This window comes from Corallococcus macrosporus (assembly GCF_017302985.1).
Classification (GTDB): domain Bacteria; phylum Myxococcota; class Myxococcia; order Myxococcales; family Myxococcaceae; genus Corallococcus; species Corallococcus macrosporus_A.
This window is the reverse complement of sequence record NZ_JAFIMU010000013.1, coordinates 175,826-199,191: the sequence shown is the minus strand read 5'-3', so window position 1 is coordinate 199,191 and position 23,366 is coordinate 175,826. Positions and strand designations below refer to the sequence as shown.

The 23,366-nt window shown below is 71.4% G+C and carries 19 protein-coding genes; 14 read left to right on the top strand and 5 right to left on the bottom strand.

The features are described from left to right. Positions 1-58 precede the first annotated feature (58 nt). The 4 genes from JYK02_RS35090 to JYK02_RS35075 all read right to left on the bottom strand — a co-directional run bounded on the left by JYK02_RS35090 (position 59) and on the right by JYK02_RS35075 (position 4,874). On the bottom strand, positions 59-970 hold the full coding sequence (locus JYK02_RS35090; protein ID WP_242589557.1) for a serine protease: 912 nt from the start codon (positions 968-970) through the stop codon (positions 59-61). Between the two features lie 200 nt (positions 971-1,170). After that, on the bottom strand, positions 1,171-2,436 hold the full coding sequence (locus JYK02_RS35085; RefSeq protein ID WP_207057288.1) for a hypothetical protein: 1,266 nt from the start codon (positions 2,434-2,436) through the stop codon (positions 1,171-1,173). A 68-nt stretch (positions 2,437-2,504) separates the two neighbouring features. Next, a complete protein-coding gene (locus JYK02_RS35080; RefSeq protein ID WP_207057287.1) occupies positions 2,505-4,457 on the bottom strand; it encodes a protein kinase domain-containing protein in 1,953 nt (650 codons plus the stop codon). Between the two features lie 57 nt (positions 4,458-4,514). Further along, positions 4,515-4,874, bottom strand: a complete 360-nt coding sequence (locus JYK02_RS35075) for a PEGA domain-containing protein (protein WP_207057286.1) — start codon at positions 4,872-4,874, stop codon at positions 4,515-4,517. Positions 4,875-5,250: 376 nt separating this feature from the next. Here JYK02_RS35075 and JYK02_RS35070 point away from each other — a divergent pair, with 376 nt between their 5' ends. The 10 genes from JYK02_RS35070 (at position 5,251) to JYK02_RS35025 (ending at position 16,201) form a co-directional block, all read left to right on the top strand. Next, positions 5,251-6,255: a hypothetical protein gene (locus JYK02_RS35070; RefSeq protein WP_207057285.1), complete on the top strand. Its 1,005-nt coding sequence runs from the start codon at positions 5,251-5,253 to the stop codon at positions 6,253-6,255. Continuing rightward, complete coding sequence (locus JYK02_RS35065; RefSeq protein WP_207057284.1) at positions 6,248-6,985, top strand: PIG-L family deacetylase; 738 nt, start codon at positions 6,248-6,250, stop codon at positions 6,983-6,985. The genes JYK02_RS35070 and JYK02_RS35065 overlap by 8 nt, the downstream gene beginning before the upstream one ends. Beyond that, positions 6,982-8,898, top strand: a complete 1,917-nt coding sequence (locus tag JYK02_RS35060) for a glycosyltransferase (protein WP_207057283.1) — start codon at positions 6,982-6,984, stop codon at positions 8,896-8,898. Before JYK02_RS35065 ends, JYK02_RS35060 begins: the two co-directional genes overlap by 4 nt. Positions 8,899-8,937: 39 nt before the next feature. Continuing rightward, entirely contained in the window at positions 8,938-10,041 is a 1,104-nt protein-coding gene (locus JYK02_RS35055) for a class I SAM-dependent methyltransferase (protein WP_207057282.1), read from the top strand. A 219-nt stretch (positions 10,042-10,260) separates the two neighbouring features. After that, complete coding sequence (locus JYK02_RS35050) at positions 10,261-10,824, top strand: RedB protein (RefSeq protein ID WP_207057281.1); 564 nt, start codon at positions 10,261-10,263, stop codon at positions 10,822-10,824. Positions 10,825-10,833: 9 nt separating this feature from the next. Beyond that, a complete protein-coding gene (locus JYK02_RS35045; RefSeq protein WP_207057280.1) occupies positions 10,834-12,333 on the top strand; it encodes a methyl-accepting chemotaxis protein in 1,500 nt (499 codons plus the stop codon). Between the two features lie 42 nt (positions 12,334-12,375). Next, the gene (locus JYK02_RS35040) at positions 12,376-13,587 is read left to right on the top strand and encodes a proprotein convertase P-domain-containing protein (RefSeq protein WP_207057279.1); all 1,212 of its coding nucleotides are present in this window, start codon (positions 12,376-12,378) and stop codon (positions 13,585-13,587) included. A gap of 81 nt (positions 13,588-13,668) precedes the next feature. Beyond that, on the top strand, positions 13,669-15,165 hold the full coding sequence (locus JYK02_RS35035; RefSeq protein ID WP_207057278.1) for a hypothetical protein: 1,497 nt from the start codon (positions 13,669-13,671) through the stop codon (positions 15,163-15,165). Between the two features lie 41 nt (positions 15,166-15,206). Then, entirely contained in the window at positions 15,207-15,776 is a 570-nt protein-coding gene (locus JYK02_RS35030; protein WP_207057277.1) for a hypothetical protein, read from the top strand. After that, complete coding sequence (locus tag JYK02_RS35025; protein WP_207057276.1) at positions 15,773-16,201, top strand: hypothetical protein; 429 nt, start codon at positions 15,773-15,775, stop codon at positions 16,199-16,201. Before JYK02_RS35030 ends, JYK02_RS35025 begins: the two co-directional genes overlap by 4 nt. A 109-nt stretch (positions 16,202-16,310) precedes the next feature. Here the strand turns inward: JYK02_RS35025 and JYK02_RS35020 are convergent, their stop codons facing one another. Continuing rightward, on the bottom strand, positions 16,311-17,132 hold the full coding sequence (locus JYK02_RS35020; protein WP_207057275.1) for a hypothetical protein: 822 nt from the start codon (positions 17,130-17,132) through the stop codon (positions 16,311-16,313). Positions 17,133-17,670: 538 nt separating this feature from the next. On the opposite strand from JYK02_RS35020, the gene JYK02_RS35015 reads away from it, so the two are divergent. The 4 genes from JYK02_RS35015 to JYK02_RS35000 all read left to right on the top strand — a co-directional run bounded on the left by JYK02_RS35015 (position 17,671) and on the right by JYK02_RS35000 (position 23,316). Continuing rightward, positions 17,671-18,186, top strand: coding sequence for an OmpA family protein (locus JYK02_RS35015; protein WP_207057274.1), 516 nt, complete (start codon positions 17,671-17,673; stop codon positions 18,184-18,186). Positions 18,187-18,295: 109 nt separating this feature from the next. Beyond that, entirely contained in the window at positions 18,296-22,060 is a 3,765-nt protein-coding gene (locus JYK02_RS35010; RefSeq protein ID WP_207057273.1) for a cadherin-like domain-containing protein, read from the top strand. A 69-nt stretch (positions 22,061-22,129) separates the two neighbouring features. After that, the gene (locus JYK02_RS35005) at positions 22,130-22,738 is read left to right on the top strand and encodes a class I SAM-dependent methyltransferase (RefSeq protein WP_242589555.1); all 609 of its coding nucleotides are present in this window, start codon (positions 22,130-22,132) and stop codon (positions 22,736-22,738) included. A gap of 50 nt (positions 22,739-22,788) precedes the next feature. Then, positions 22,789-23,316 carry a DUF3592 domain-containing protein gene (locus tag JYK02_RS35000; RefSeq protein WP_207057272.1) on the top strand — a complete coding sequence of 176 codons (528 nt, stop codon included), beginning with the start codon at positions 22,789-22,791 and terminating at the stop codon, positions 23,314-23,316. Positions 23,317-23,366: the final 50 nt, after the last annotated feature.

Genomic DNA, 23,366 nt, shown 5'->3' with positions numbered 1-23,366 from the left:
GCATTCACCCCGGGCGGGAAGGCACCGGTCGACGGCCGGCCCCGTTACAGGGCGGCCATCATAGGACGGCGCTGAGGTCTTGGATCCGCGCGTGGATCCACGGGATGTAATGGGAAACCCGCGTGTAGATGCCAGGCAGCCCTGCGCGCGCGCAGCCCACGCCGAAGCTCACGATGCCCTGGAGCACGTAGCCTTGCGGGCCCTTGACGACGAGCGGTCCGCCGCTGTCGCCCTGGCAGGCGTCCTTGCCCCCTTGCGGATACCCCGCCCCGAACATGGCGTTCTCGTCGATGACGATCCCTTGGGAGCTGTAGCTGCTGGCGACGTCCTGATGCGTGAGGACGGGCACTCCCACCTGCAGCAGGATGCTGGACGTGTCGTAGCCTCCCTCCCGTGTCAGGCCCCAGCCCGAGACCGTCGCCATCGTATTGGCGGCGACGCGCTCCCCGGTGGCCGGGAGGCAGACAGGGACGCGCGTGTTGCCGTCCCCGAGTCGAGGGGACAGGTTGGGGCGCATGCCCGAGGACTGGCCGCAAGCCCCGGCGACGGTCGTGTCGAACTTGATGGGCTTCTCGAGCTTGAGGACGGCGATGTCGTTCATCGTCGTGTCCGGATTGTACTGGGGATGGGAGACGGCCTTCGTCACCCGGACGGTCACTTGCGTGGACGTGGGGCGACCCAGGTCATGCGCCCCGGCGGACACCGTGGTGTTGAAGAGACCGTCGTACACGCAATGGGCCGCGGTGACGACGATGTCGCTCTCCTCCTTGTCGCTCACCCGCACGAGGCTGCCCCCGCAGAAATGGCTGTGGTCCTGCTGCAGGCTGACAATCCAGGGGATGGAGTTCGGCCGGGCCTCGATGCCTCCCACGATCTCCTGGTCCCTCTGGCCCACCGTCTCGAAGGGGACCTGCCCGGCCTCCGGCCCACCGCATCCGAGAACACCCACCGCGACGGCCACTCCGCTCATGAAGCGCATGCATCCTCCTGGTTCACGTACGGAGGGAGCGAGTCAGCAACCGACATGCCACGTTCGTGTTCCCTGGGGGCCTGGAGGCGGCCTGGACGAAGCGCGCGCCTGGGCGCGTGACGGCACGTCCGCCCTGGACGTGTGACACGTCGGCAGAGGTGCCTGACGCGTCAGCCGTGTCGGGCCGGGAGCGCCAGGGCTCAGCGCTCCATGGGGAGGGCGGGATCACGGCTGTGCAGCGTGGGCGTCCCGGGCACCACCAGCCTCCGGGCCTTCTGGAACAGCGGCACGAGCGGCTCCTCCGCCACGTACACGCCCCAGTAGTACTCGCCCGGAGTCAGTCCGGGCAGCACCACCTGCTGCGGGCTGCCCTCGCGCACGAACACCGGATGCCGCAGCTCCCGGTCGCGCGCGACGACCAGCCGGTAGCGCGGCTCGCCGCCGGTGGACTGCCACGCGAAGACGAGGTCCTCGGCGGCCAGGGCATCCGGGGCCTCGTAGCCATCCCGTGGCGTGACGAGCAGCCCGCGCGGCGGCTGGCGGTCCACGAAGATGCGGCGGGCGAAGCCGGACTCACCCGGCCGTCCCTCCGCGTCCAGCGCGGACACGCGCCAGACGAACATGCCCGGCTCCGGCGGGAGGAACGTGAAGCCCTCGCCCTCGACCGGCGTGTCCACGATGCGCCGGGTGAAGCCCAGGTCGCGCGCCACCTGCACCTGGTAGCGCCGCGCTTCGTCCAGCGGCCCCCAGCTCAGCGGGATGCTCAGCCCCGGGCTCCACGCGATGCGCGCGTCCACGCCCGGGGAGAGGCTGGTGGGGAAGGGCGGGCCATCATGTTCCGCGTCCTCCAGGCCGCGAGCCACGTCCAGCCAGTTGCCGGCCGCGAGCGTGCGGCGGTGCGCGCCCTCGGACAACAGCAGCCGTCCCCGGGAGACGCTCAGGTGCATGCCGCGCCCGGTGCGCGTGACGCGGAACTCCGTGGGGCCGGCGTGTGCCTCCACCGTCAGCGCCACCTGCCGTCCGTTGTCACCGCGCAACACGAGCGGCCCATCCGGCAGCGCATCCTCCGGCAACAGCCCCCGGGCGGTGCCTGACTCCAGCGCCACCACCGAACCCCCGCCGCTCGGAGGCTCGGGACGCTCCACCCTCACCGCGGTCCGCTCCTCCAGTTCGATGCGGCCGCCGCCCCGGAACTCGATGCGCACGGAGGCCTTGGGCCCGGTGCGCACCCAGTCACCGGAGCGGAAGGTGGCCCCCGCCTCGAACGGCTCCCAGTACGCATTCTCCGTGCGCATCGTATCGACGGGGCCACGCGCCACGGCGCAGGTGGCCACGATGGAGGACAGCTCTCGCGACACGGTCTCCGCGGCGCCAGCGTCCTCCGCGGTCCGAGCGCAGCCCGCGACCATCAGGAGCACCGCCCACCCCGCGGTGCCCCAGCGCGGCAATCCGGATTCACGCGTCATGTCATCCCTACGGAACCCCGGCGTCCGGTGGATCGCCTGCGCCGCGCGTGCACGCGGACGCGCCGTGCTCATCGCACCCTCCATCCCGAAGGGGCCTTGCGCAGCTCATCCTCCAGGAACCGCAGCCGGACGCGCGGCGCGCTGCGCTCCGGTGCCGCCTCCATCGCGGCGCGCAGGTGCGCCATCGCCTCCGTCACGTCCCCGCGCTGCGTGGCCTCCGCCGCCATCCGCTCGAATGCATCCGCCAGTGCCGCCAGCCGCGTGCGCACGCGCGGATCCTCGGGCCGGAGCGCTCGCGCGGCCTTGAGCTGCGCCAGCGCTGTGTCCTCTCCCGCGCCCGTCAGCTTCGCCACCGCGATGAGCCGATCCGCGCGGGACAGATGCCCGGCCAGCGTCATCTCCCGGGCATGCAGCGGCCACATCAATGCCGCGCCCGTCGCGCAGAGGACGGCGAGCGCCAGCGCGCCCCACCGCAAGGCCCGGCCATTGCGCGCGACCGCCAGCCTCGCGGCCACCGGGATGCGCTGCTCCACGGCGAAGCGCCAGCGGCGGTAGCGCGGGAACGCCTGCGGCCGGTCCCTGCCGCGCGCAGCGCCCATCAGCGCCTCCGTCTCGCGCCGCGTCCGGTCCAGCGCTTCGCCGAACAGCTCGCGCATCGTCTGAACCAGGTCGAAGGGGGGCAGGGTGCTCCGCACGCGCTCCAGCGCCTGCCGCAGCACCTTCGCGCTGGGCGCCCGGGCCGTGGGATCCGGCGCCGTGGCCCACTGCACCAGCCGCTCCAGCTCCGGCGTCACCTGGGGATTGAGGAGGGACGGCCTCAGCGCCCACGGCCGCCCCTCCGCGCCGGGGATGGCTTCCGAGGCCCGGTGCAGCGTGAGCAGCTCGTGGAGCACCAGCCCCATGCCGTACACGTCCCACGCGGGCTCCGGACGTCCTCCGGCGGCCTGCTCCGGCGCCATGTACGCGCGCTTGCCCACCACCAGCAGGTCATTTCCGCTGGCGATGCTGGCGGACGCCACCCCCATGTCCACCAGCTTCACCTCGCCGTGCAGCCCGACGAGCAGGTTGCCCGGGCTCACGTCGCGGTGCACCAGGTGCAGCACACGCCCATCCAGGTCTCGCTGGCCGTGCAGGTACTCCAGCGCCTTGCCCAGCTCGATGGCGAGCGTCACCGCGAGCGCCACCGGCGGAGTCCGGCCCCGCTGCCGCAGCTCCTGCACGATGTCCGCGGCGTTGCGGCCGTGCACGTACTCCATGGCCATGAAGGGCCGGCCCGCGGCGCTGCCCATGTCGAACACCTGGATGACGTTGGGGTGCTGGAGCGTGGCGCTCAGCCGCGCCTCCGTGAGGAACAGCTCCGACAGGCGCGGGTGCCGCGCGTACTCCTGGAACACCAGCTTGAGCGCCACCAGCTTGTCCACGCCCCCCGCCATCGTGCGCCGCGCGAGCAGGACCTCCGCCATGCCGCCCGCGCCCAGCCGCTGCAGCAGCTGATACGGCCCGAATGTGTCGAACGGCCTCAGCCCGCCCTGCCACGCCTCCGGGTCGCGCGCGTGCAGCAGCTCCAGGTGCGAATAGTCGTTCAGCGCGGACGCGCCGCTGACCGTGGAGCGGGGCCGGATGCCCACCGGCGTGGGCTCCTCGCGCCAGGAGTGCTCGGTCACTCCGGCATCGCTCACGGGCGCGCCCGCGGGAGGTGTCCCTGCCGTCGCGGGCACGGGCGGCGCGCGCGGGCTCAAGGGGAGCGGGAGGCTGCCTGGGTCCAGCTCGACGAACTTGACGAAGTAGCCGCGCACCCAGCCGGACACGCCGTGCTCCATCACGCGCACGCGGCCGGAGACGGCGGGCCCGTCCCCCTGGAAGGCCACCTGCAGCGCGAACTCCGTCCCGATGGGCTGCGGCGAGTCCTCGGGGACGAAGAGGCCGTGCTCCGTCATGCTCTTCCACAGCCGCGCGCGGGACTCCGGCGCGTCCGCGAACGGCAATCGGAACAGCCGGCCCTTCCTCTTTGGCAGCTTCACGCCGGTCCTCCCCCCGCGAAAATGGCGGTGCGTTTCGCGTTCGCGGCCTGCTTCGCTTCACGGTGAAGCGGTCAACGTCACCTGGATGGGCTCGGGCCGGTCTCCCACCACCACCTCGGCCCGCCACGTGGCGTGGCCCTCCAACCGGACGCTCACCTGGTGGACGCCGGGCGCCAGCGGAAGCAGCGTGCCCAGGTGGCGCGCCAGCCCCATCGCCCGGCCATCCACGAAGACGCGCGCCTGCTCCGGCATCACGTCCAGGCGCAGCCCCGTCGCCGTCGAGCGCTCCACCCGCGCCGTGCGCCCCGCGGGCAGCGCCGGACGCAGGGCCTCCACGCTCAGCAGCGCCAGGGCATCGCCGTCCCGCGAGACGGGGTGGCTCGCACAGGCGCAGGTGGCGGTCATCAGCGCGGCCATGAGCAGACGTCTCGCATTCGGAGGCATGACAGGGATTGGAGCGCGAGCGCGGGGGCCTCCGTCAAGGCACCGGCCCCCACGTCGCAATCGCTGTTCCCACCCTTACAAACCAGCGAAAGCCGCGCTCCCAGAGGTGCTTTCCGGACCCACCAGCCCAGGTCGTCGTCCCGAGTGGAGAGGAGGTGTTCCCGGGTGGACGGATGGCCCGCGTCATCGGCTCGTGGCGCACGGTTTCGTGAGCGACGGCGCGTGCGTGTCAGGTGACCTGGGAGGTGGCTGGGTTTGAGAGGAATTGGCGCGGGGACGGGTCCGGGCGGATCCGCGCATGTCAGACGCCACCCGTAGCCTGCGACACGTTCCAGCCTGATTCCCACCCATGACGACCCGACATCCCATGCCCGCCATCGCGCCCCGGACACCGGCCCCGTCCCTGCCTCCCAGACCCTTCACCTCCGCGCGGGATGGACTCGTGCGCAGACAGCCCCAGCGCTTCACGGACATCCGGCCGCTCAGGCTGGAGGACTTCGTGTCCGGGACGCCGCGCCAGCGGGAGTCCTTCGCGCGGCGGCTGATTACCCACCTGTCGGAGCGCGGCTTCTTCTACCTGGAGCGTCCCACGGCCTTCCTGGAGCGCCACGCCCTGGCGGGGCTGTTCGAGCGCTACGAGGCGACCTTCCAGCACGCCCTCCTGGCGCACCCGTACCTGCACGCGCTCCTGCCCGCGGCCACGGTGTTCCAGACGGGCTACAACGCCACCTGGTACCCGGAGTCGTCGGTGGTGCGGCAACCCATCGAGGCGTTCATGGCCAAGCCCGCGACGTGGACGGGCTTCCGCCGCCGCGTGGTGCCGGAGCCGGTGCGGGAGCTCCTGGAGGCCTCGGAGGACGCGTACGACGCCTGCCACGCCGTGGGCATCGCGCTGCTGGAGGCACTGGAGCTGGGCTACGGCCTGCGCGCCGGAGGGCTCACGCGGCTGTTCCGCCGCCGCACGGAAGGGGCGGTGCGGTTCGTGAAGTACCACGCGCCCAGCACCGCGCGGCGCAGGCGGGAGGTGGTGGCGCACGCGTCGGAGCCGCACTCGGACAAGAGCTTCTTCACCTTCAACCTGGGGGAGTCGCGGCCGGGGCTGGTGTGGCTGGACGGGAACACGCCGCGCCTCATGCCCAACGACTCGGGGCACTGGCTCATCACCTCCGGACGGTTCTCCGAAGGGCTGACGCGCGAGCTGGACGCGCCGGTGCGCGCGTTCCGGCACACGGTGCACAACGACGGGGAGCGCGTGGTCATCCTGGGCTTCGTGACGCCCGAGGGCGACCTGCATGACCTGCCCCTGGACGCGTGGCCCGCGCCGGCGCTCGCCACGGGAGGCGCCCGTGGCTGAGCGCGCACGCGGACGCAGGCCCGGTGAAGAAGGGCCGGCGCATGTCTTCTTCTCCCCGCATCCGGACGACGTGGCGCTGGGGGCATACGCGAGCCTGCTGGCCGTGCCCCGGGGCATCGTGCCCACGCTCGTCACGGTCTTCTCCCAGAGCTGCTGGGAGTTCGTGCTGCCGGTGCAGCCGGCGCGGGCCATGGCGGTGACGTCGCTGCGGATGGGCGAGGACCGGAGGTTCGCCCGGGCGCACGGCGCGGACCTGGTGCACCTGGGCTTCCGCGACACCAGCCTGCGCTCGCCGCCGGGGGGGCCCTCGGAGCCGGAGGAGGCCCGCGCGGCGCTGGCCGGGCGCGTGCGGCTGGCCCTGGAGGAGGTGCTGGCCAGCGTGTCCGACGACGCCATCTGCTACGTGCCGCTGGGCATCTCCAGCCACGCGGACCACCTGATGGTGCGGGACGCCGTGCGGTCGCTTCGCGGCGAGCGGGGCGTCGTCTACTACGAGGACCTGCCGTACTCCGCGCACCACCCGGAGGACGAGATCGTCGACTACGCGTGGGCGCTCGGGCTGTCGCCCCGGTGTCTGGACATGACGGCGCAGTGGCCCGCGAAGCTGCGGGGGCTGTCCTTCTACGCCAGCCAGCTGGAGCCCCAGACGCTGCCCGCGCTGGAGTCGCACGCGCGCCGGCTGGGCGCCGGCCGGGGGCTGTGCGAGCGCGTCTGGACGGTGGCGCCATGAGCGCGAGGGCACCCTGGGCCGAGGGGGACCTCCTGGTGCACCTCTCCTACGAAGCGACGCGCACGCTGGGCGGGATGGGCGTGGTGCTGGAGCACCTGCTGTCCGCTCCGGAGTACCGGCAGGCCTTCCCGCGCACGCTGCTGGTGAGCCCCACGGTCCGGCCGTGCGGGCTGGGGAGCTACGCGCCGGAGGAGTCGCTGGCGCGCGACCTGGAGGCGCACGGCGAGGTGTTCTACAGCGGCCTGCGCCCGGACAACCCGGAGCGGTGGGCGCGCGTCTTCCGGCCGGTGGAGGAGAAGCACGACGTGTCGTTCGTCTACGGACGGCGCGACGCCCCGGGCGGCCCGGTGGAGGTGCTGCTCGTGGACCTCACCGACGTGCTCCGGGGCTACCGGGTGCGGATGGGCACGATGCCCCGGTTCCTCGCGCGGCTGCACACGCTGCTCGGGGTGGACCTCCCGTTCGACTGCCGGGGCCCGCGTCCGGCGGCGTGGCGGGGGCTGTCGCGCGTGTGGCGCCAGCGCTTCGGCACGCGGCTGGGCGCGGCGCCCTGGGTCAACCGCCTGTTCCGCAAGGCGGTGCGGCACGGCCTCCTGGACGCGCCCGCGCTGGACCATGACGCGATGCTGGCCATCGTCCTCGCGGAGCCCGTCTTCGACGCGCTGGAGCGGCTGCGCCCGGCGAAGGAGGGGACGGGGACGGTCATCCTGGCGCAGGAGCACCTGTCGCTGCCGCTCGCGTACAAGGCGCTGCTCGACGGCCGGAGCTGGTGCCGCACCGTGTACTACGCGGGCGAGGTGCGCACGCCCCGCGTGCTGGTGGAGTACGGCGAGGCAGGGCAGGGCGCGTCCGACGCGCGCTTCTACAACATCCAGCGTCTGGGATTGGAGCAGGGGCTGACGCTGGAGCAGGTGTACCCCGTGGGCACCTGGCCCAACTTTCAAATCCTGCGCAACGGCCACCTGTGCGACCGCGTGGGCGCGGTGAGCGCCTCCGTGGCGGACGAGCTGCGGTTCCTGGACGCGCGCTACGCGCTCCAGTCCGTGACGGTGGTGCCGCACGGGCACCGGCCCATCGAGACGGGCTGGGACGCGAAGGAGGCGGCGCGGGCGCGGGTGCTGGCCCATGCGCGCGGACAGTGGGGGAAGGACTTCCGCCTGCTGCTCACGCACATCGCGCGGGACGAGGTCTGCAAGGGGCTCTGGCGCGACGTGGACGTGTGCGAGCACCTGGCCACGCTGCTGCCTCCGGAGCGCAAGCCCGCGCTGCTGGTGATGGTGACGGAGTGGAACGAGGCGGAGCCGTCCGACAACCTGCGCGGCCTGAAGGCACGCGTGGACGCGTTCAACGCGAAGGACACCGGCCTGCACATCGCGCTGGTGAACCAGCCCACGTGGCCCGCCGGCCTGGACTTCACGCGGGACGACCTGCACCGCGCCACGGACGTGTCCCTGGGACAGTCGCTGTATGAGTCCTATGGGCTGGCGCAGCTGGAGGCCCTGGGCTGCGGCGCCATCTGCGTCATCTCCGGCGTGAGCGGCGCCAGGCGGGCCCTGCGGGAAGTGTGTCAGCGGCAGGGCCTGTCGGAGGCCGCGCACCCGAACCTCGTCGTCTCCGACGCGGCGGCGGACGCAAGGGAAGCGGGCCTGGCGCACTCGGTGGAGGGCTGGAAGGCGCTGCCCCCCGCTTTGCTGCGGGAGCAGGAGCTGCGCACGGCGGAGCGCGTGGCGGAGGAGGTGGTGCGCCGCCTCCCGCGCGACGCGCACGAAGGCCGCCTGCTCCTGGCGACAGGTTGGGCGCTGTCGGAGCGGCTGCGCTGGGAGCCGCTCATCCGCGAGCAACTGCTCCCGCTGCTCCGCTTCCCGAAGCACGAAGCGGAAGCCGTGTCCGACTGGAGCGCGGCGCTCGGCTGAAGGCCGTCACGCAATCACTTTCAAACAGGAGTGCGGCACATGGCTGAGAACAACAAGGCCCCGGCGCTCATCGTCGTGGCCCACCCGGAGGACGTCGTGCGCCTGTTCAGCACGGTGGCGCCGGGGGCGGACCTGGCGGTGGTGACGGAGGACGGTGGCGCGGGCCGGGAGCTGGAGGCGGTGGGCCGGGCCCTGGGCGCGCGGAGCACGCACCTGCTGCTGTCGCCCTCGGAGGTGGGGCCGTGGTGCCGCGAGCAGCGCGACCGGGGCGACGTCCGCGTCTTCACCCACAGCCCGCAGGAGGATGCCCCGCTGCACCGCGAGGTGGCGCTCCTCGTCAGCCGCGTGTTCGACCGGCTGTGGGTGCCCGCCACGGGCGCCCGGCCCACGGCCTGGACGGTGCTGGACGACGCGGCCTTCCAGCGCAAGCTGGGCCTGCTCAACGCGCTCTACCGGGAGCGTCCGGACGGGGCCAGCTCAGGGGCCTGCACGGACCCTGTCCGCGACGGGCCCGGCATCGAGGCCTTCACGGAGGTGCGCGCGGGAGACGTGGTGCGCGCCCTGTCCCTCACCAAGCCCGAAATCTTCTCCGAGCTCGCGGACCCCTGGGGCTTCGCCCAGTCCACCTACGAGGGCGAGCGCTTCGCCCTCACCGCGAAGGTGCTGGGAGCGCTGCGCCACGGCGTCCCGCCCCGGCGCGTGGTGGACGTGGGCGCCTGCGAGGGAATGATGACCGAGCACCTGCTGACGCTCTTCCCCGACGCGAACGTCCACGCCGTGGAGTCCGAGCCCCGCTTCGTCACGCGCCTGCGCGAGCGGCTGGGCGGGCACGCACGCGTGCGCATCGTGGAGGCCAGCGCGGAGGACGTGGCGCTGGAGGCGGACCTGGTGCTGCTCGCGGAGGTGCTCTACTACCTCTCCGAGGACGCCAGCCGCGACCTCCTGGACCGGCTGCGCGCGTCCCACCTGCTGACTTCATACGGCGGGGGCTTCGGCGCCTGGCTGCACGCCTCGCTCGCCGGACGCGGCTGGAGATGCGTCCAGTCCGCGACACTTCCGGGCCGCATCGAACCCGTGGATGGCGCCGGAAGCCCGCTGCTCGTGCGGCGCGCGGGCACCGAAATCCGCCTCTGGGCGCGGTGATAAATCGCATGTTCTCAGGGTTTGTCTAAATTCCCTGGTCAAGGATTGTATAGACTTGCTTGCTTGAATATGTATTGCCAATGCCACGGGAACTCTTCAGCATGACCGTGCATGGCCGCCCCGGATGTCTCGCCTGGCCCCCTGGATGCCCCGGCCCGGGCATCTCCTGAAGCGGGTCTGAAACACGCTGCGCTCCGGCGCTGGCGCCTGCCGTGGTGGATGGCCGGGTGGCTGCTGGCGAGCGTGCTGGGGCTGGGGCTCGTCTGGTCGCACGCGAGCGCCGAGGGACGCGCGGCCACGCCGCCCTCCCGCCTGCCGGAGCACTTCCTCCGGACGCCGGGGACGTGGACGCTGTTCGTCCTCCTGCATCCCCGCTGCCCGTGTTCCCGCGCGACGCTCACGGAGCTGGCGAAGCTGCTGGACCGGGACGGCGCGCGGGTCGCCACGCGCGTGTTCGTCTGGGCTCCTCGTCAGGCGCCGCCGGGCTTCGAGCGCGCGGAGCTGTGGGCGCGCGCCGAGTCCCTGCCCGGCGTGGAGGTGGTGGCGGACGTGGACGGCGCGGTGGCGCGCGAGCTGGGCGTGAGCACCTCTGGCCAGGTGGTCCTCTATTCGCCGGACGGCGTGGCGCGCTTCAGCGGAGGCATCACCCCCGCGCGAGGCCACGAAGGTGACAGCGCGGGGGCCCGCGCCATCCGCGATCTGCTTCACGCGGAGGCCCCCAGCACAGGCACCGCGCCTGTCTTCGGCTGTGCCCTCCAGACGCCCTCCACGTCGTTCCGGTGAGACCCCGTGATGAGAATCCAGCTGTCCGAAGCAGCCGTGACCGCGCGCTCGCGCCAGCTCTTCGAAGCGCAGCGTCTGGCATTGGGCCGGCGGACGGACCGGACCTTCGTGGTCCTGATGGTGCTGCAGTGGCTGGGGGGCATCCTGGCGGCGGTGTACCTGTCGCCACGCGCCTGGGCGGGTTTGGAGAGCACGGTCCACTCCCACGTCATCGCCGCGGTGGGGTTGGGGCTCGTGCTGGGCAGCCTGCCGGTGGTGCTCGCCCTCACGCGGCCGGGGCTTGAGTCCACGCGGCACGTCATCGCGGTGGGGCAGGCATTGATGTCCGGGCTGCTCATCCACCTGATGGGCGGACGCATCGAGACGCACTTCCACATCTTCGGCTCGCTGGCGCTGCTCTCCATCTACCGGGACTGGAAGGTGCTGCTCACCTTCAGCGGCGTGGTGGCGGCGGACCACTTCCTGCGCGGCATGTTCTGGCCGGAGTCCATCTTCGGCATGCACGCCCACGAGTCCTGGCGGTGGATGGAGCACACGGCGTGGGTGCTGTTCGAGGACGTCTTCCTCGTCGCCTCCTGCGTGCAGGGCCAGCGCGACCTGCGGGCGGCGGCACAGCGGGAGGCGCAGCTGGAGCTGTCCCGGAGCGCGGTGGAGGAGCGGGTCGTCCGGCCGCTGATGGGCTCCGCGGACGCGCTGCGCGACTCCGTGCGGACGCTGTCGGAGTCCACGAGCGAGCAGCGCCAGGAGCTCTCCCGGCAGGCCCGGGCGCTGGATGAGACGCGGGTGACGGCGGAGGAGATCCGCCACACGTCGCTGGTGGCCACCGAGCAGGCCGCTCGCGCGCTGGGGGCCACGCAGGAGGCCGGGGACGTGGGCGCGGCGGTGGAGGAGGCCCTGGGCCGGAGCGTGGAGGGGCTGGCGGACCTGCGCGCGCAGGCGGCGGACCTCTCCGAGCGCATCCAGGGACTGGCGACCTCCACGGATCGGATCGCCGGCATCACCCGGACGGTGCAGGACCTGGCGGACCAGTCCAACGTGCTGGCCATCAACGCGGCCATCGAGGCGGCGAGGGCAGGGGAGGTGGGCCGCGGCTTCGCGGTGGTGGCGCGGGAGATCCGGGGCCTGGCGTCCCAGTCCGTGGCGGCCACGCAGCAGGTGCGCACGGTGCTGGACGACACGCGCTCGCGCATCCAGGGGGTCGTGGATCTCACCCGGCAGGGCGGCGAGCGCATGGGCCGGGGCATCGAAACCATCCGCGCCTCCGGCGAACAGCTGGGCATGCTGTCCGGCCTGGTGAAGGGCAACGCGGACGCCGTCCGCCGGATTTCAGCGTCGGTGAGCCAGCAGTCCGCGGGCGTGTCTCAAATCTTCACCGCCGTGTCGGACCTGACGGCGCTGATGCAGGCCTCCGTGGCCCGAGTGGAGGCCACCCACGCGGCGGCGGACCGCCTCCAGCAGGTCACCGGCCAGGTCCACGGCGTCATCGCGCTGTATCAAGACAGGACCTGAACGGTCACCGACACGCGGCCCGGCATGGAGTACATGGAGCCCATGAACTCCAGACTCCGTCGTTTTCTGTCGTTTTCCTCGGTTCCCCTCCTCCTGAGCTGCGGCGCGGCCGCGGTGTCGGACACGCCGGCCGCCGCGCTGGCCACGCAGGCGCAGGAGCTGGCCTCGGGCACGCCCGCGGGCAATGGCGTGGTGCTGTTCCTCAACGACTGGAACACCACGTTCGCCGTGCTCGACACGCAGGTGCCGCTCAACTCGCAGGCGGCGCAGAGCATCGCCGACTGGCGCGAGGGCCCGGACGGCGTCCTGCACACGGCGGATGACCGCCGCTTCGTCTCCATCGAGCAGGTGGACGACCTGATGTACGTGGGGCCCGCGGCGCTGAGCGCGCTGGAGGCGTACGCGCGGGGCACGGGCCGGGTGGAGCTGCCGGTGGACGGCTGGGTGGGCACGTACCACGGCGTGTCGTTCAACGTGGCGGAGGCGCGCCGGGCGCTGGCCGTGGTGAACACGCAGTCCGCGGCGGCGTTGCAGTCGACGTACAACGTGCCCGCGGTGGCGGCGAACGCGATGGTGGCCGCGCGGCCGTTCTACGACATCCTGAAGCTGGGCCGGCTGCCCGGCGTGGACGCGACGGCGCTGCAGAACCTCAAGACGGCCACGCAGGCGGGTGAAGAGGGCGACCCGTGCACGGCCACGACGACGTGCGGGCCCACGCTGATGTGCGAGGGCATCCCGAACGACGGCTCCAGCCCCTATGGCCGCTGTGTGACGGCGGTGAGCACCCCGGGCGACGGCGCGTCGTGCTCGCGCTTCGTGCCGTGTCAGGACGGGCTGGCGTGCCACGGCCTGGACTCCGGCGCGGTGGAGGGCTGGTGCCGGCCGGCGTGGATGTCGGGCGAGTTCACGGCGTACCCGGACCTGACGCTGCAGGGGAACACGACGGCGCTGACGACGACGCAGCCGGTGGTGGGCCTGGCGACGGTGCCGGAGGACATCACGGTGGAGCTGGACCTGGCGCACAACAACCCGTCCCGGCTGGTGCTGACGCTGGAGGATCCGGGCGGTGAGACGGCGCTCCTGTGGGACGGCCCCAACGAGGGCACGCCGCCCAAGCGCATCCCGGTGACGCGCGGCATCCCGCGTGACGGCACCATCAACGGCCTGTGGAAGCTGCACGTGGTGAACCCGTCGGGCGTGGGCAACGGCAAGCTGCGTGAGTGGAAGCTGAAGCTGACCAGCCGCTGGGACTGACGGCCCGGAGGATGTGACGCCCGCGAGGCCTGTCCTCGCGGGCGTGCAGAACGACACGAGATGCCTTCCGGAGGTTTCCCGATGACCCCGCCTGACAACGCACGCCTCGCGCACGCCCTGGCCCTGTTGCTGACACTCGTGGGGTGCGGGCCGGAAGCCCGCGGGCCCGTGGCGGCCCCGCGTGAAGCGGCGTCTTCGCTGGCGCTCGGAGCGGGCGGGGACACCTCCTGTGTCTGGGGGAGCCCGGACTGCAACCTGTGCATCCCCGACGTGCCGCTTCGCTTCCAGGAGCTGAGGGACCACGGCGAGGTGCTGGGCTTCCATCCCGGGCCGTTCCATCTCAACGTGGCCTATCCGGGCGCCAATCACTGGCAGGGCATCCAGCGTCTGTCGATGGGCTCCGGCCGCTATCTCGTCATGTCCAAGCGGGATGACGCGCCCGGAGGCAGCGTGGGGCACCTGGTGCACCTGGCCAGCCGTAACGGGGAAGGGCGGCGCTTCCGCTCCAACCGGCTGAGCCCGGCCATCCAGGAGCCCGAGGACACCCTGCCGCCGGTCACGGACGCCGCGGTGGCGGCGCTGCCGGTGCTCGATGGCTACCGTCACGGCGGCGGCATGCAGGCCGTGGGCAACATCCTGGCGCTGCCCATGGAGGAGGGGCCCGGTCCGGGGCGCGTCGCGCTCCATGATTACAACCAATCCCTGACGCCGGCCCCGTTTGCCTTTGTCGATGGCCTCACGGCGAACGCGGGCACGGCGTCGCTCACGAAGCTGTCGGATGGGCACTTCCTGCTGCTGCTCGGGCACTTCGACGCGAAGGCGCTGGAGGTCTTCCGCTCCACGGAGCCGGACATCCGCTCCGCGTCCAATCAGTGGGAGCGCGTGGACCTGTGGCAGGCGTCGGAGCTGCCGCAAGGGGAGTGGGGCGCCTTCCAGGGCCTCAACTTCGTGACGGACTGCAATGACTCACGGCTCTACCTGGTGGGCACGCGGCTGGGAGGCCTGCGTTGGGGCGCGGTGAGTGACGACTACGCGCACCTGTACCGGGTACACCTGGATGGCCACCTGCGGCTGGAGCACGTCGCCTCCAAGCACCTGTACTGCAGCAACGACGGCTCGCGGCAGTGCAACCTGGACGCGGCGGGCGGCGTCTTCGTGGGCTCCGACCGGAGCCTCATCCTCTACGCCACCGAGCACGCGGATGACGGCCCCGGCTCGACAGTGAAGCTGGTGGAGTTCCGTGGCATCTGGGCGGACGCCGCCTGCCGCACGGACGTCCGGCGCGCCTACGTCGACTTCTACGACGACTCCGACTTCAGCGACCGGGGCGTCATCTTCGATTACGAGGACCAGGGCCTGAAGAACTGGGCGCGCTTCAGTGACGTGGACGCGTTCAACGACAAGGCGTCGGCGGTCCGCTGGTGCATCCCCCCGGGCCACCGCGTGCGGCTCCACGGCGACTCGAATTACAAGGGCAGCGCCAAGGACCTCGTGGGCGACGGGCTGCCCCACGAGGTCAACCTGAACAGCTGGGGCTTCGGCGACAAGGTGTCCTCCGCGCGCTGGCTGGCCCTCTGACGGGAGTTATGCTGCTCACCCCCTGAAGGCCGAGGTGAGCCATGCATCCCGTCGCAGGTGTCGTCTGGTACGCCCTCGGACGCTTCTATGAAGCGCTCGACGGCAAGGTGCAGGACGTGGGCTACTTCGCGCACCTGGGGGACGTGGAGGGGCCGCTCTTCAACGGCCCACCCGGCGAGGCCCACGCCTTCTTCACCTTCCGCGCGGAGCCCTTCACGCCGCAGCGCCTGAGCAACGGGGACCTCACGGTGTCGCTGGATCCGGTGGGCCGCTTCACCCTGTACTTCAACCCGGAGCCTTGCGGAGACTTCTCCGCGCCGGAGAGCTTCGCGGTGGGCCAGCCCATCGCGACGCTCCAGCGCCTCTCCACGGTGGTCGGGACCGCGGTGGGCCCGCTCTCCAGCAACCTCTTCTCCGCGGTGCTGTGCTCCAGCGAGGACTTCCACTTCCGGGGCCGGACGTGGAACCTGGGGCGCAGCCTGCCCCGGGGCATCACCCAACTGGGAACCGGCAGCACCGCCCCGCTGCAGCCGGTACCTGCGGGCTACCGGAGCGTCACGGCCTTCGTCGGCTCGGCCATGGCGCTGGGCGGCGAGGTGCGCGCACCATGAGCCGCCTGGCCGCGCTGGTCATCTTGCTGCTGGTATGCGCTTGCGCCGGCGGCCCACCGTCAAGGAACACCGTGAACCTGAATGATCCATCCCTCCGCCGGGGCGAAGCGCTGTTGCGCCATGGCGCGGGCAGCGCCGAACTCTCACCGATGGATCCGGTCCCCTCTGTCCAGGAACTCGGCGCCCAGGCGGGCTTCGGCCGTGCCTGGAAGGCGAGGTCGGTCCGGGCGTCGGTCTACCTGTTCGACAGCTACACGGAAGCGAGCGCGGCGGAGGACACGCTGAGGGCACGCGTGCCCGAAGGCCTGCGAGGCTCCGGAACGGTCAATGGCAACCTGCTCGTGTGGGCGACCGCTGACGCAACGGACGAGGCCGGTCAGGCCATCATCAACGATGTGCTCAGCGCCTTCGCGGGCGAGGAGTGAGCAGGAAGAAGCGGGGCGACTGACAAGCCGCCCCGCTCCGTTCAACCTTGGATCAGCAGAGCCCGGCCCAGCGGACGTAGCCGTAGGCGTCGTCGCCAAGGCGGGGGCCTCAGGGGCCGTGGAGGAGGGTGCCCCCGGCTCCGACAATCCACACATCCGTCGGCCCCGTGCCGGAGACTCCGTACAGCTCCTGTGTGGTCGGCGAGTTCACCTGCGTCCAGCCATCGCCGTTCCAGTGCATGATCACCCCGCCCGAACCGACGGCCCAGACGTCGCTCGGGCTGCTTCCCCAGACGCCGTGGAAGAAGGGGAAGGGGGCCCGCTGCTCCAGGGTCCGGCCGGCGGTGGACGTCCACCGCATGAGCACCCCCGAGGAGCCCACGGCGAAGACCTCGTCGGCGGAAGAGGCCCAGACCCCCTGGAGGAGCGTCGTCGTCGGAGTGGTCAGCGACTCCCAGTCGGTGCCAGTCCACCGCGTGATGCTGCTGTCCTGGGCAGCGAAGGACGTGCCGTCCGCGAGCCTGAAGACATCCGACACCTCCGTGTTCGGGTTGGGCGCACCCGTGGCGAACTTCGTCCACTGCGCGCCGTTCCAGACGAGCGCCTGGCGCTGATCTCCCTCCTTGCCGACCGCGATGGCGCTGCCGGTGGGCACCGCGGAGACGCCCGTGAGCAGGGCCCCTGTCGGAGAGTTGCCAGCCACGGACCAGGTGCTGCCCGTCAGGGACAGGATGGTGCCTCCCTCGCCCACCGCCCAGCCTCCGCCCCCGGCGAGCGTCACCGAATAGAGGTTCATGGACGTCGGCGAGCCGGCGGCGCTCCACTGGATGCCATCCCACCGCAGCACGGTGCCGCGGAACCCCACGGCATACGCCTCCGTGGGAGACACGGCGGCCACGTCCCGCAGGGTCGCCGTGGTCGTGCTGGGCACAAGCTGGAACCCGCCCGGCGAGCCCGCGTCAATCGCTGTTCCCGCGTCCGTCCCAGCGTCAGTGTCCGTGCCCGCGTCAGTGTCCGTGCCCGCGTCAATCGCTGCCCCTGCGTCCGTGCCCGCGTCGGGCTCCGCCTGCCTGCAGGCGCCCGCCTGACACACGTTTCCGTTTCCACATGCGACGCAGGCCTCGCCAAAGGAGCCGCAGGCTGAATCCTCCGTACCGCGGAGGCAGACGCCGCGCTCGTTGAGACAGCCCTCGCATCCGTTCGGGGAATTGCACGCCGCGGCCAGGACCGCGCCCACGCTCACGCCCAGGAACAAGGCCAGTACACTTCCTCGAATTGTCGTCATCGTGACCTCGGAACGCCTGCCCCCGGCCGGTCAGGTGTCCTCCACCCTAGCAGACTCAGCGGGCGCCCTCCCGGCTCCGTGCCATGCAGTCTGTGCGGCATGTCTTCGCACTGGACGCGACAGGCCGCCCTCGGCAGCCTTCAGCCCGGGCACCCTTCCCCCTGGAGCCCAAGGAGTCCTACGGATGAAGCTCAAGGCGTTCTGCATCGCCGTGTCGCTGTTGGCCGTCCCCGGCGTGGCCGCCGCGCAATCCCCCTTTGATTCCCTGAAGAAGGCCGCGGGTGACGCGGGCAAGTCCACCGTGGAGAAGCGCGTCAACACGAAGCTGACGGAGGAGGGCCGCGCCAACCAGTGCAGCTTCAAGACGGGCACCGCCGAGCTGACGCCCGGCTGCGACGCGAAGCTCAAGAAGCTCACCAACGCCCTCGTGGACGCGAAGAAGCAGCTCGTCGCCGCCGGGGTGAAGAGCTACAAGTTCGAGGTCTCCGGGCACACCGACTCGACGGGTGACGCCGCGAAGAACAAGGCGCTCAGCGAGCAGCGCGCGGAGACCATCGTCAAGGAGCTGGTCGCCCGGGGCATCCCCCGCGCGGAGATCACCGCGGTGGGCTACGGCTCCGAGCGCCCCCTGGTGAAGCCGGACAACACCGAGGCGAAGCGCGCGAAGAACCGCCGCTACGAGCTGCAGGTCCGCCTGTAGCCAGCACTCGGCCTCTTCCGGCGGCCCACACCCTGGGTGATGTCTCTGATAGGCTCCGTGGAAAACCTGTCAGTCAGCGACTGCCCGCGAGGCTGGATGGCCTCGGGGCATGTCCTGGGAATGCCCGTCCACCATGTTCCACTCCTCCGTCGCGCGGCTGAGCCCGCTCCTCGGTGTACTCGCTGCCCTGACGCTGTCCTCCTGTCAGGCCACCTCCGTCCCGGAGGATGACTCGCCCGCGGTGGCGCCCTCCGCGCCCCCCGAGACCCGCGCCCCCTTCGATGTCTCGGCGGTCATGCGGCAGGTTCACTTCGCCTACCGGCCCGACGGCGCGGCCTGGAGTGGAGGGCACTCCACCTACGGCGTGAAGGTCGGGACGGAGGGGCTGACGCTGACCCCCTTCGCCTCGCTGAACGGGACCGTGAAGGGCGCGCCGCTCTCGCTCGGCGTCATGCGCTGGCAGCGCGGAGGACGGAGCGCCGGGCTGAACGCGGCCCAGGCCCGTCTGGAGCAGGCAGGACACCTCACCCTGGCCCGGGAGGGCTTCACCGAAAGCCTGCGCAACACGGAGGAGGGCGTCCGTCAGGAATGGGTCTTCTCCGAGGCGCCGGAGGGCGCGGGCGCGCTGGTGTTGACCGTCCCTGTGAAGGGACTGGTCTATGTCGGGAGCACCGAGCAGGGGCTCCACTTCAAGGATTCGCGGACGGGCCTGGGCTTCCGCCATGGCCATGCGGCCTGGGTGGAGGCCTCGGGCCGCAGCACGCCGCTGCCCGCGCGATACGTGGCGGGCGCCATCCAGTATCGCGTCCCCTCGGCGGTGCTGGAGGCGTCCGTGTTCCCCGCCACCGTGGCGCCTGTCATCTCGCCGGAGTTCGGCATGGACCAGCCGGTCCCGGCTCCCCAGCAGGGCATCCAGATCAACCCCGCGGTGGCCTCCAATGGAACGGGCCAGCTCGTCGTCTGGGAGGATCGCCGTCAGGGCACGGCGCAGCTGGTGGGCACCCGGGTGTCGAACAGGGCCGAGGTCCAGGATGTCTTTGGCATCGTCCTCGGGCCGGTCCAGGCCTTCTCCGACCTCTTCGCGCTGGCCTCGAACGGGACGGACTACCTCGTCGTCTGGAAGCCCACGAGCGACGGCAAGCTCCAGGCCCGTCGCGTGTCCCCGGCGGGCGAGCTGCTGGACACCGCGCCCATCATCCTGTTCCCCGCCTCCAGCGAGACGCAGACCGCCCCGGCGGTGGCCTCGGATGGCACGGACTACCTCGTCACCGCGTGGAGCTCCAGCACCGCGGGGCGCCGGGTGGTCGGTGCACGGGTGACGGGGGCGGGCGCCGTCCTGGAGCCCGCGGGCTTCACCCTCGCCACGAGCGCGGTCACGAGGGGCCGGCCCGCCGTGGCCTCCAATGGCACGGACTACTTCGTCGCCTGGGAGGACTCGCCCGACTCGCAGGAGGGCAGGGTCCTCGGAGCGCGGGTCACCCGCACGGGCACCGTGCTCGACGCGCAAGCCCTCCCGCTCGCGGCGGGCGCCCCCGGGTTGCGTGCCCCGGCGGTGGCCTCGAATGGCACCGACTACCTCGTCGCCTGGCGCGAGCAGGGCGCGGACCCGGAGAACCGCCTCCTGGGGACGCGGGTCACGAGCGCGGGCACGGTGCTGGATGGTCCGGGGTTCGAACTCTCCCCGCCGGGCGCTCTGCCCTCCGCGCCCGTCATCGCGTCCGACGGGGAGGGCTATCTCGTCGTCTGGTCGGTTGACCGCTCGGGCCAGGACGTCCTCCTGGGCACGCGCGTCACGAGCGCGGGAGGCGTGGTGGATGGGGGGGCGCTGGACCTCTTCGCCGCTCCGGGTGAACACACCGAACCCGCGGTGGCCTTCAACGGAACGGACTACTTCGTGGCCTGGGAGCGCGCCTTCGACATCCTCGGCATGCGCGTGACGCCCGCGAGGGAGGTCCTGGATGCCTCCGGCGTGGTCCTCTCCACGTCGGCCAGCACGCAGACGAAGCCCGTCGTGGCGTCGAACGGCACGGACTACCTGGTCGTCTGGTCCGACACCGGCCACGGTGGACAGAGCGTCGTCGGCGTCCGGGTGACCGCCGAGGGCCAGGTGCTGGATCCATCCGGCCTCGCCATCGCCTGGGGGGCCGGGGACACCGGGGGAGGTGTGGATCCCGCGGTCGCGTCGAACGGAACGGACTACCTCGTCATCTGGGCGCATTACCGTGCATGGTCCCCGGAGATCCTTGGCACCCGGATCACGAGCACGGGGGAGATCCTGCACCCGTCAGGACGCCGCCTCTCCCCGGAAGGGGGGCTGGGGGCCCGGTCGCCGGCACTGGCCTCCAATGGAACGGACTACCTCGTCACCTTCCTCCAGTCCCAGGAGGAGGGTGCCTCCATCGTCGCGGGCGTCCGGGTCTCGGGCCAGGGCGAGGCGCGGGATGCCTCGGCGTTACGCATCGCCGAGGGCACCGGCTATCCCTCGGACCCGCGGGTGGCTTCCAACGGGAAGGACTACCTCGTGGTCTGGGCGGACTCCCGCGGCAGCGACGTGGACATCCATGGCTCGCGGGTGACGTCCGAGGGCACCGTCCTGGAGCCCTGGGGGCTTCCCATCTCCACCGCGAGATACGACCAGAAGAGTCCCGCGGTGGCCTCGAACGGAACGGACTATCTCGTCACCTGGGCAGGCTTCAGCGGGAACAACATTCCCCATATCCAGGGCGCGCGTCTGACGGGCACGGGGACGGTGCTCGACCCGGCGGGGTTCGTCATCTCCACGAACCGCTACCAGCAATTCCCCTCGGTGGCCTCGTTGGGGACGGAGTACCTGGTCACCTGGCAGGACAGTGTCGTGAACAGCCCCAACTCCAACGTCTACGGGGCGCGGGTGACGGGCGCGGGCGTCGTGCGTGAGCCGCAGGGAATTCCCATCGCGGCCAGCACCGACAAGGAGGGCACGCCCGCCGTGGTGGCGCCTGGAACCGGAAGGACGGCCTTCGTCGTCTATGACCACGAGGACACCGCCGCGCCCTACTGGAGTCACCGGACCCGCGGGCGGCTCGTGACGTTCAATGACAACCGTCCGCCTTCCGCCATGGCGCAAGCCGTGTCCACGAAGGAGGACACGCCCGTGTCCCTGACGCTCCAGGGAACGGATCCGGACGGCCAGGGCCTGAGCTACGTCATCATGTCGCCGCCTCTGCACGGCACGCTGAGCGGCGAGGGCCGCGACCGGACCTACCAGCCCACGGCCCGGTACTCCGGTCCGGACAGCTTCACCTTCCGCGTGTCGGACGGGGAGTTCTTCTCCGCGACCGTCGCCGTGTCCATCCAGGTGACGGGCGTCAATCATGCGCCCTCCGTCCCCGTGCTCCTCGCACCCGAGGCGCAGGCACGCCTGGAAGAGGGGACCGTCACGTTCCAGTGGGGCGCCTCCGCGGATGTCGATGGGGATGCCGTCACCTATGCGCTGGAAGTCCTCCAGGAGGGCACCCGCCTTCGCCTGTACAAGACGGCGCAGACGACCGGGTCCCTGGGAACGGACGAGGCGCTGCCATTGGGGAACTACACCTGGCGCGTCAGCGCCGTGGATTCGAAAGATGCCTCCAGCGGCGCGTCCCCCGAGCGCGGCTTCACTGTCACGGGCGAAGAGACCGCTGACGGGGGCTCCCTGGATGGTGGCGGCGACACGGACGCAGGTATTCCTGACGCGGGTCCTGCGAGCGACGGTGGCGTCAAGCCGGCACCGGCTCCCCTGCCTGAAGACACCTCGGGCTGCGGCTGCAGCCCTGTCTCGGGGGCGGCTCCCATGGCGCCGATGATCCTGGCGGCCCTGGGGCTGCTGGTGGGAAGGTCCCGCCGCCGCCGCTGAATCGCCTGGAGAGGGTGTGCGGAATGTCTGCGCAATACGATCAGATTGGCGTGAAGGTGGCGGACTGGGATGTCCTTCCAGTCCGCTCTGGCGTGTGGCGACGGGCTGTACACGCGGCAGCTCAAGGCGCGCGGCGCCCAGCGGGTGGCCGGCGTGGACATCTCGGAAGAGATGGTCCGCGTCGCCCGGGAGTACGAGGCGGCCCAACCACTGGGCATCGAGTACCACGTGGCGGACGTGGCGGACATGGCCCCGCTGGGTGTCTTTGATTGCGTGACGGCCATCTATCTCTTGCACTACGCGCACTCGCCCGAACACCTGCTGCGCATGTGCCGGAGCATCCACGCGCACCTGAAGCCCGGTGGCCGCTTCGTCACGTATTCCTTCAACCCGGGGTTCAGCGCGAAGGGGCCCAACAGCACGCGCTACGGCATCACGATGTTGGACTTCCCGGAGTCCCCCGGGAAGGACAGCCCATCTCCGCGGAGCTGCACACGAAGACGCCCTTCACCATCCACTTCTCCCACTGGAGCCAGGCCACCTACGAGAACGCCCTGCGCGAAGCAGGCTTCCGGAACATCACCTGGACGCGCCCGGAGTGTTCCGCGGAAGGCATTGCGAAGTATGGCCAGGCGTTCTGGCAGGACTCCCTGGACAACCCACACGCGGTCGCGCTGAGTTGCGAGCGGTGAGCCTCCCCTGCCTGCGAGGCTTTGAAGACCGGTGCGATGATGCGACTGTTCGTGATGCTGGTCCTGATGGGAGTCGGCGTGGTGCTGGCGGTCGCCGGAGGCAAGAACGTGCTCCGCGCTCACGCGAGCCAGACCTGGCCCTCGGTGCGCGGGACGGTGATCTACTCGTACGTGGAGAAGACGCTGCGGGACGACGACCCGGAGTACTACGCCCACCGCACGGCGGATCAGTACACCTACCGCCCGGTGGTGAAGTACGCCTACTCGGTGCAGGGCACCCCGTACACCTCCGACACGTTTGCCTTTGACCGCACAGGCACCGGGGGACCGTTTGATGCGCAGGCGGTGTCCCGCCAGTATCGGAGGGGCCAGCCGGTGACGGTGCATTACGAACCGGACGACCCTGCCGTGGCGTGCCTCCAGTGCGGGAGCACCGAGCCCGTGAACCACGTCGCCATGCTGGGCGGCGGGGTGTTCGTGCTGCTGGCCATCGGGAACCTCGTGGAGATCTGGCGCCGCGCGCGGGCCCCCATCCCGCAGCCGCCGCCTGACGCGGTGCGATAGGGCCGAATGGACGCAACTCCGGTTCTCAGCGGACGAGAATCGAGAAAACC

What these genes read in the sequence shown, in the direction of transcription:
- JYK02_RS35090 (WP_242589557.1), bottom strand. Translation starts at nt 970, where the DNA reads ATGAGCGGAGTGGCCGTCGCGGTGGGTGTTCTCGGATGCGGTGGGCCG.
- JYK02_RS35085 (WP_207057288.1), bottom strand. Translation starts at nt 2,436, where the DNA reads ATGACGCGTGAATCCGGATTGCCGCGCTGGGGCACCGCGGGGTGGGCG.
- JYK02_RS35075 (WP_207057286.1), bottom strand. Translation starts at nt 4,874, where the DNA reads ATGGCCGCGCTGATGACCGCCACCTGCGCCTGTGCGAGCCACCCCGTC.
- JYK02_RS35070 (WP_207057285.1), top strand. Translation starts at nt 5,251, where the DNA reads ATGACGACCCGACATCCCATGCCCGCCATCGCGCCCCGGACACCGGCC.
- JYK02_RS35060 (WP_207057283.1), top strand. Translation starts at nt 6,982, where the DNA reads ATGAGCGCGAGGGCACCCTGGGCCGAGGGGGACCTCCTGGTGCACCTC.
- JYK02_RS35055 (WP_207057282.1), top strand. Translation starts at nt 8,938, where the DNA reads ATGGCTGAGAACAACAAGGCCCCGGCGCTCATCGTCGTGGCCCACCCG.
- JYK02_RS35050 (WP_207057281.1), top strand. Translation starts at nt 10,261, where the DNA reads ATGGCCGGGTGGCTGCTGGCGAGCGTGCTGGGGCTGGGGCTCGTCTGG.
- JYK02_RS35045 (WP_207057280.1), top strand. Translation starts at nt 10,834, where the DNA reads ATGAGAATCCAGCTGTCCGAAGCAGCCGTGACCGCGCGCTCGCGCCAG.
- JYK02_RS35040 (WP_207057279.1), top strand. Translation starts at nt 12,376, where the DNA reads ATGAACTCCAGACTCCGTCGTTTTCTGTCGTTTTCCTCGGTTCCCCTC.
- JYK02_RS35035 (WP_207057278.1), top strand. Translation starts at nt 13,669, where the DNA reads ATGACCCCGCCTGACAACGCACGCCTCGCGCACGCCCTGGCCCTGTTG.
- JYK02_RS35030 (WP_207057277.1), top strand. Translation starts at nt 15,207, where the DNA reads ATGCATCCCGTCGCAGGTGTCGTCTGGTACGCCCTCGGACGCTTCTAT.
- JYK02_RS35025 (WP_207057276.1), top strand. Translation starts at nt 15,773, where the DNA reads ATGAGCCGCCTGGCCGCGCTGGTCATCTTGCTGCTGGTATGCGCTTGC.
- JYK02_RS35015 (WP_207057274.1), top strand. Translation starts at nt 17,671, where the DNA reads ATGAAGCTCAAGGCGTTCTGCATCGCCGTGTCGCTGTTGGCCGTCCCC.
- JYK02_RS35010 (WP_207057273.1), top strand. Translation starts at nt 18,296, where the DNA reads ATGTCCTGGGAATGCCCGTCCACCATGTTCCACTCCTCCGTCGCGCGG.
- JYK02_RS35005 (WP_242589555.1), top strand. Translation starts at nt 22,130, where the DNA reads ATGTCCTTCCAGTCCGCTCTGGCGTGTGGCGACGGGCTGTACACGCGG.
- JYK02_RS35000 (WP_207057272.1), top strand. Translation starts at nt 22,789, where the DNA reads ATGATGCGACTGTTCGTGATGCTGGTCCTGATGGGAGTCGGCGTGGTG.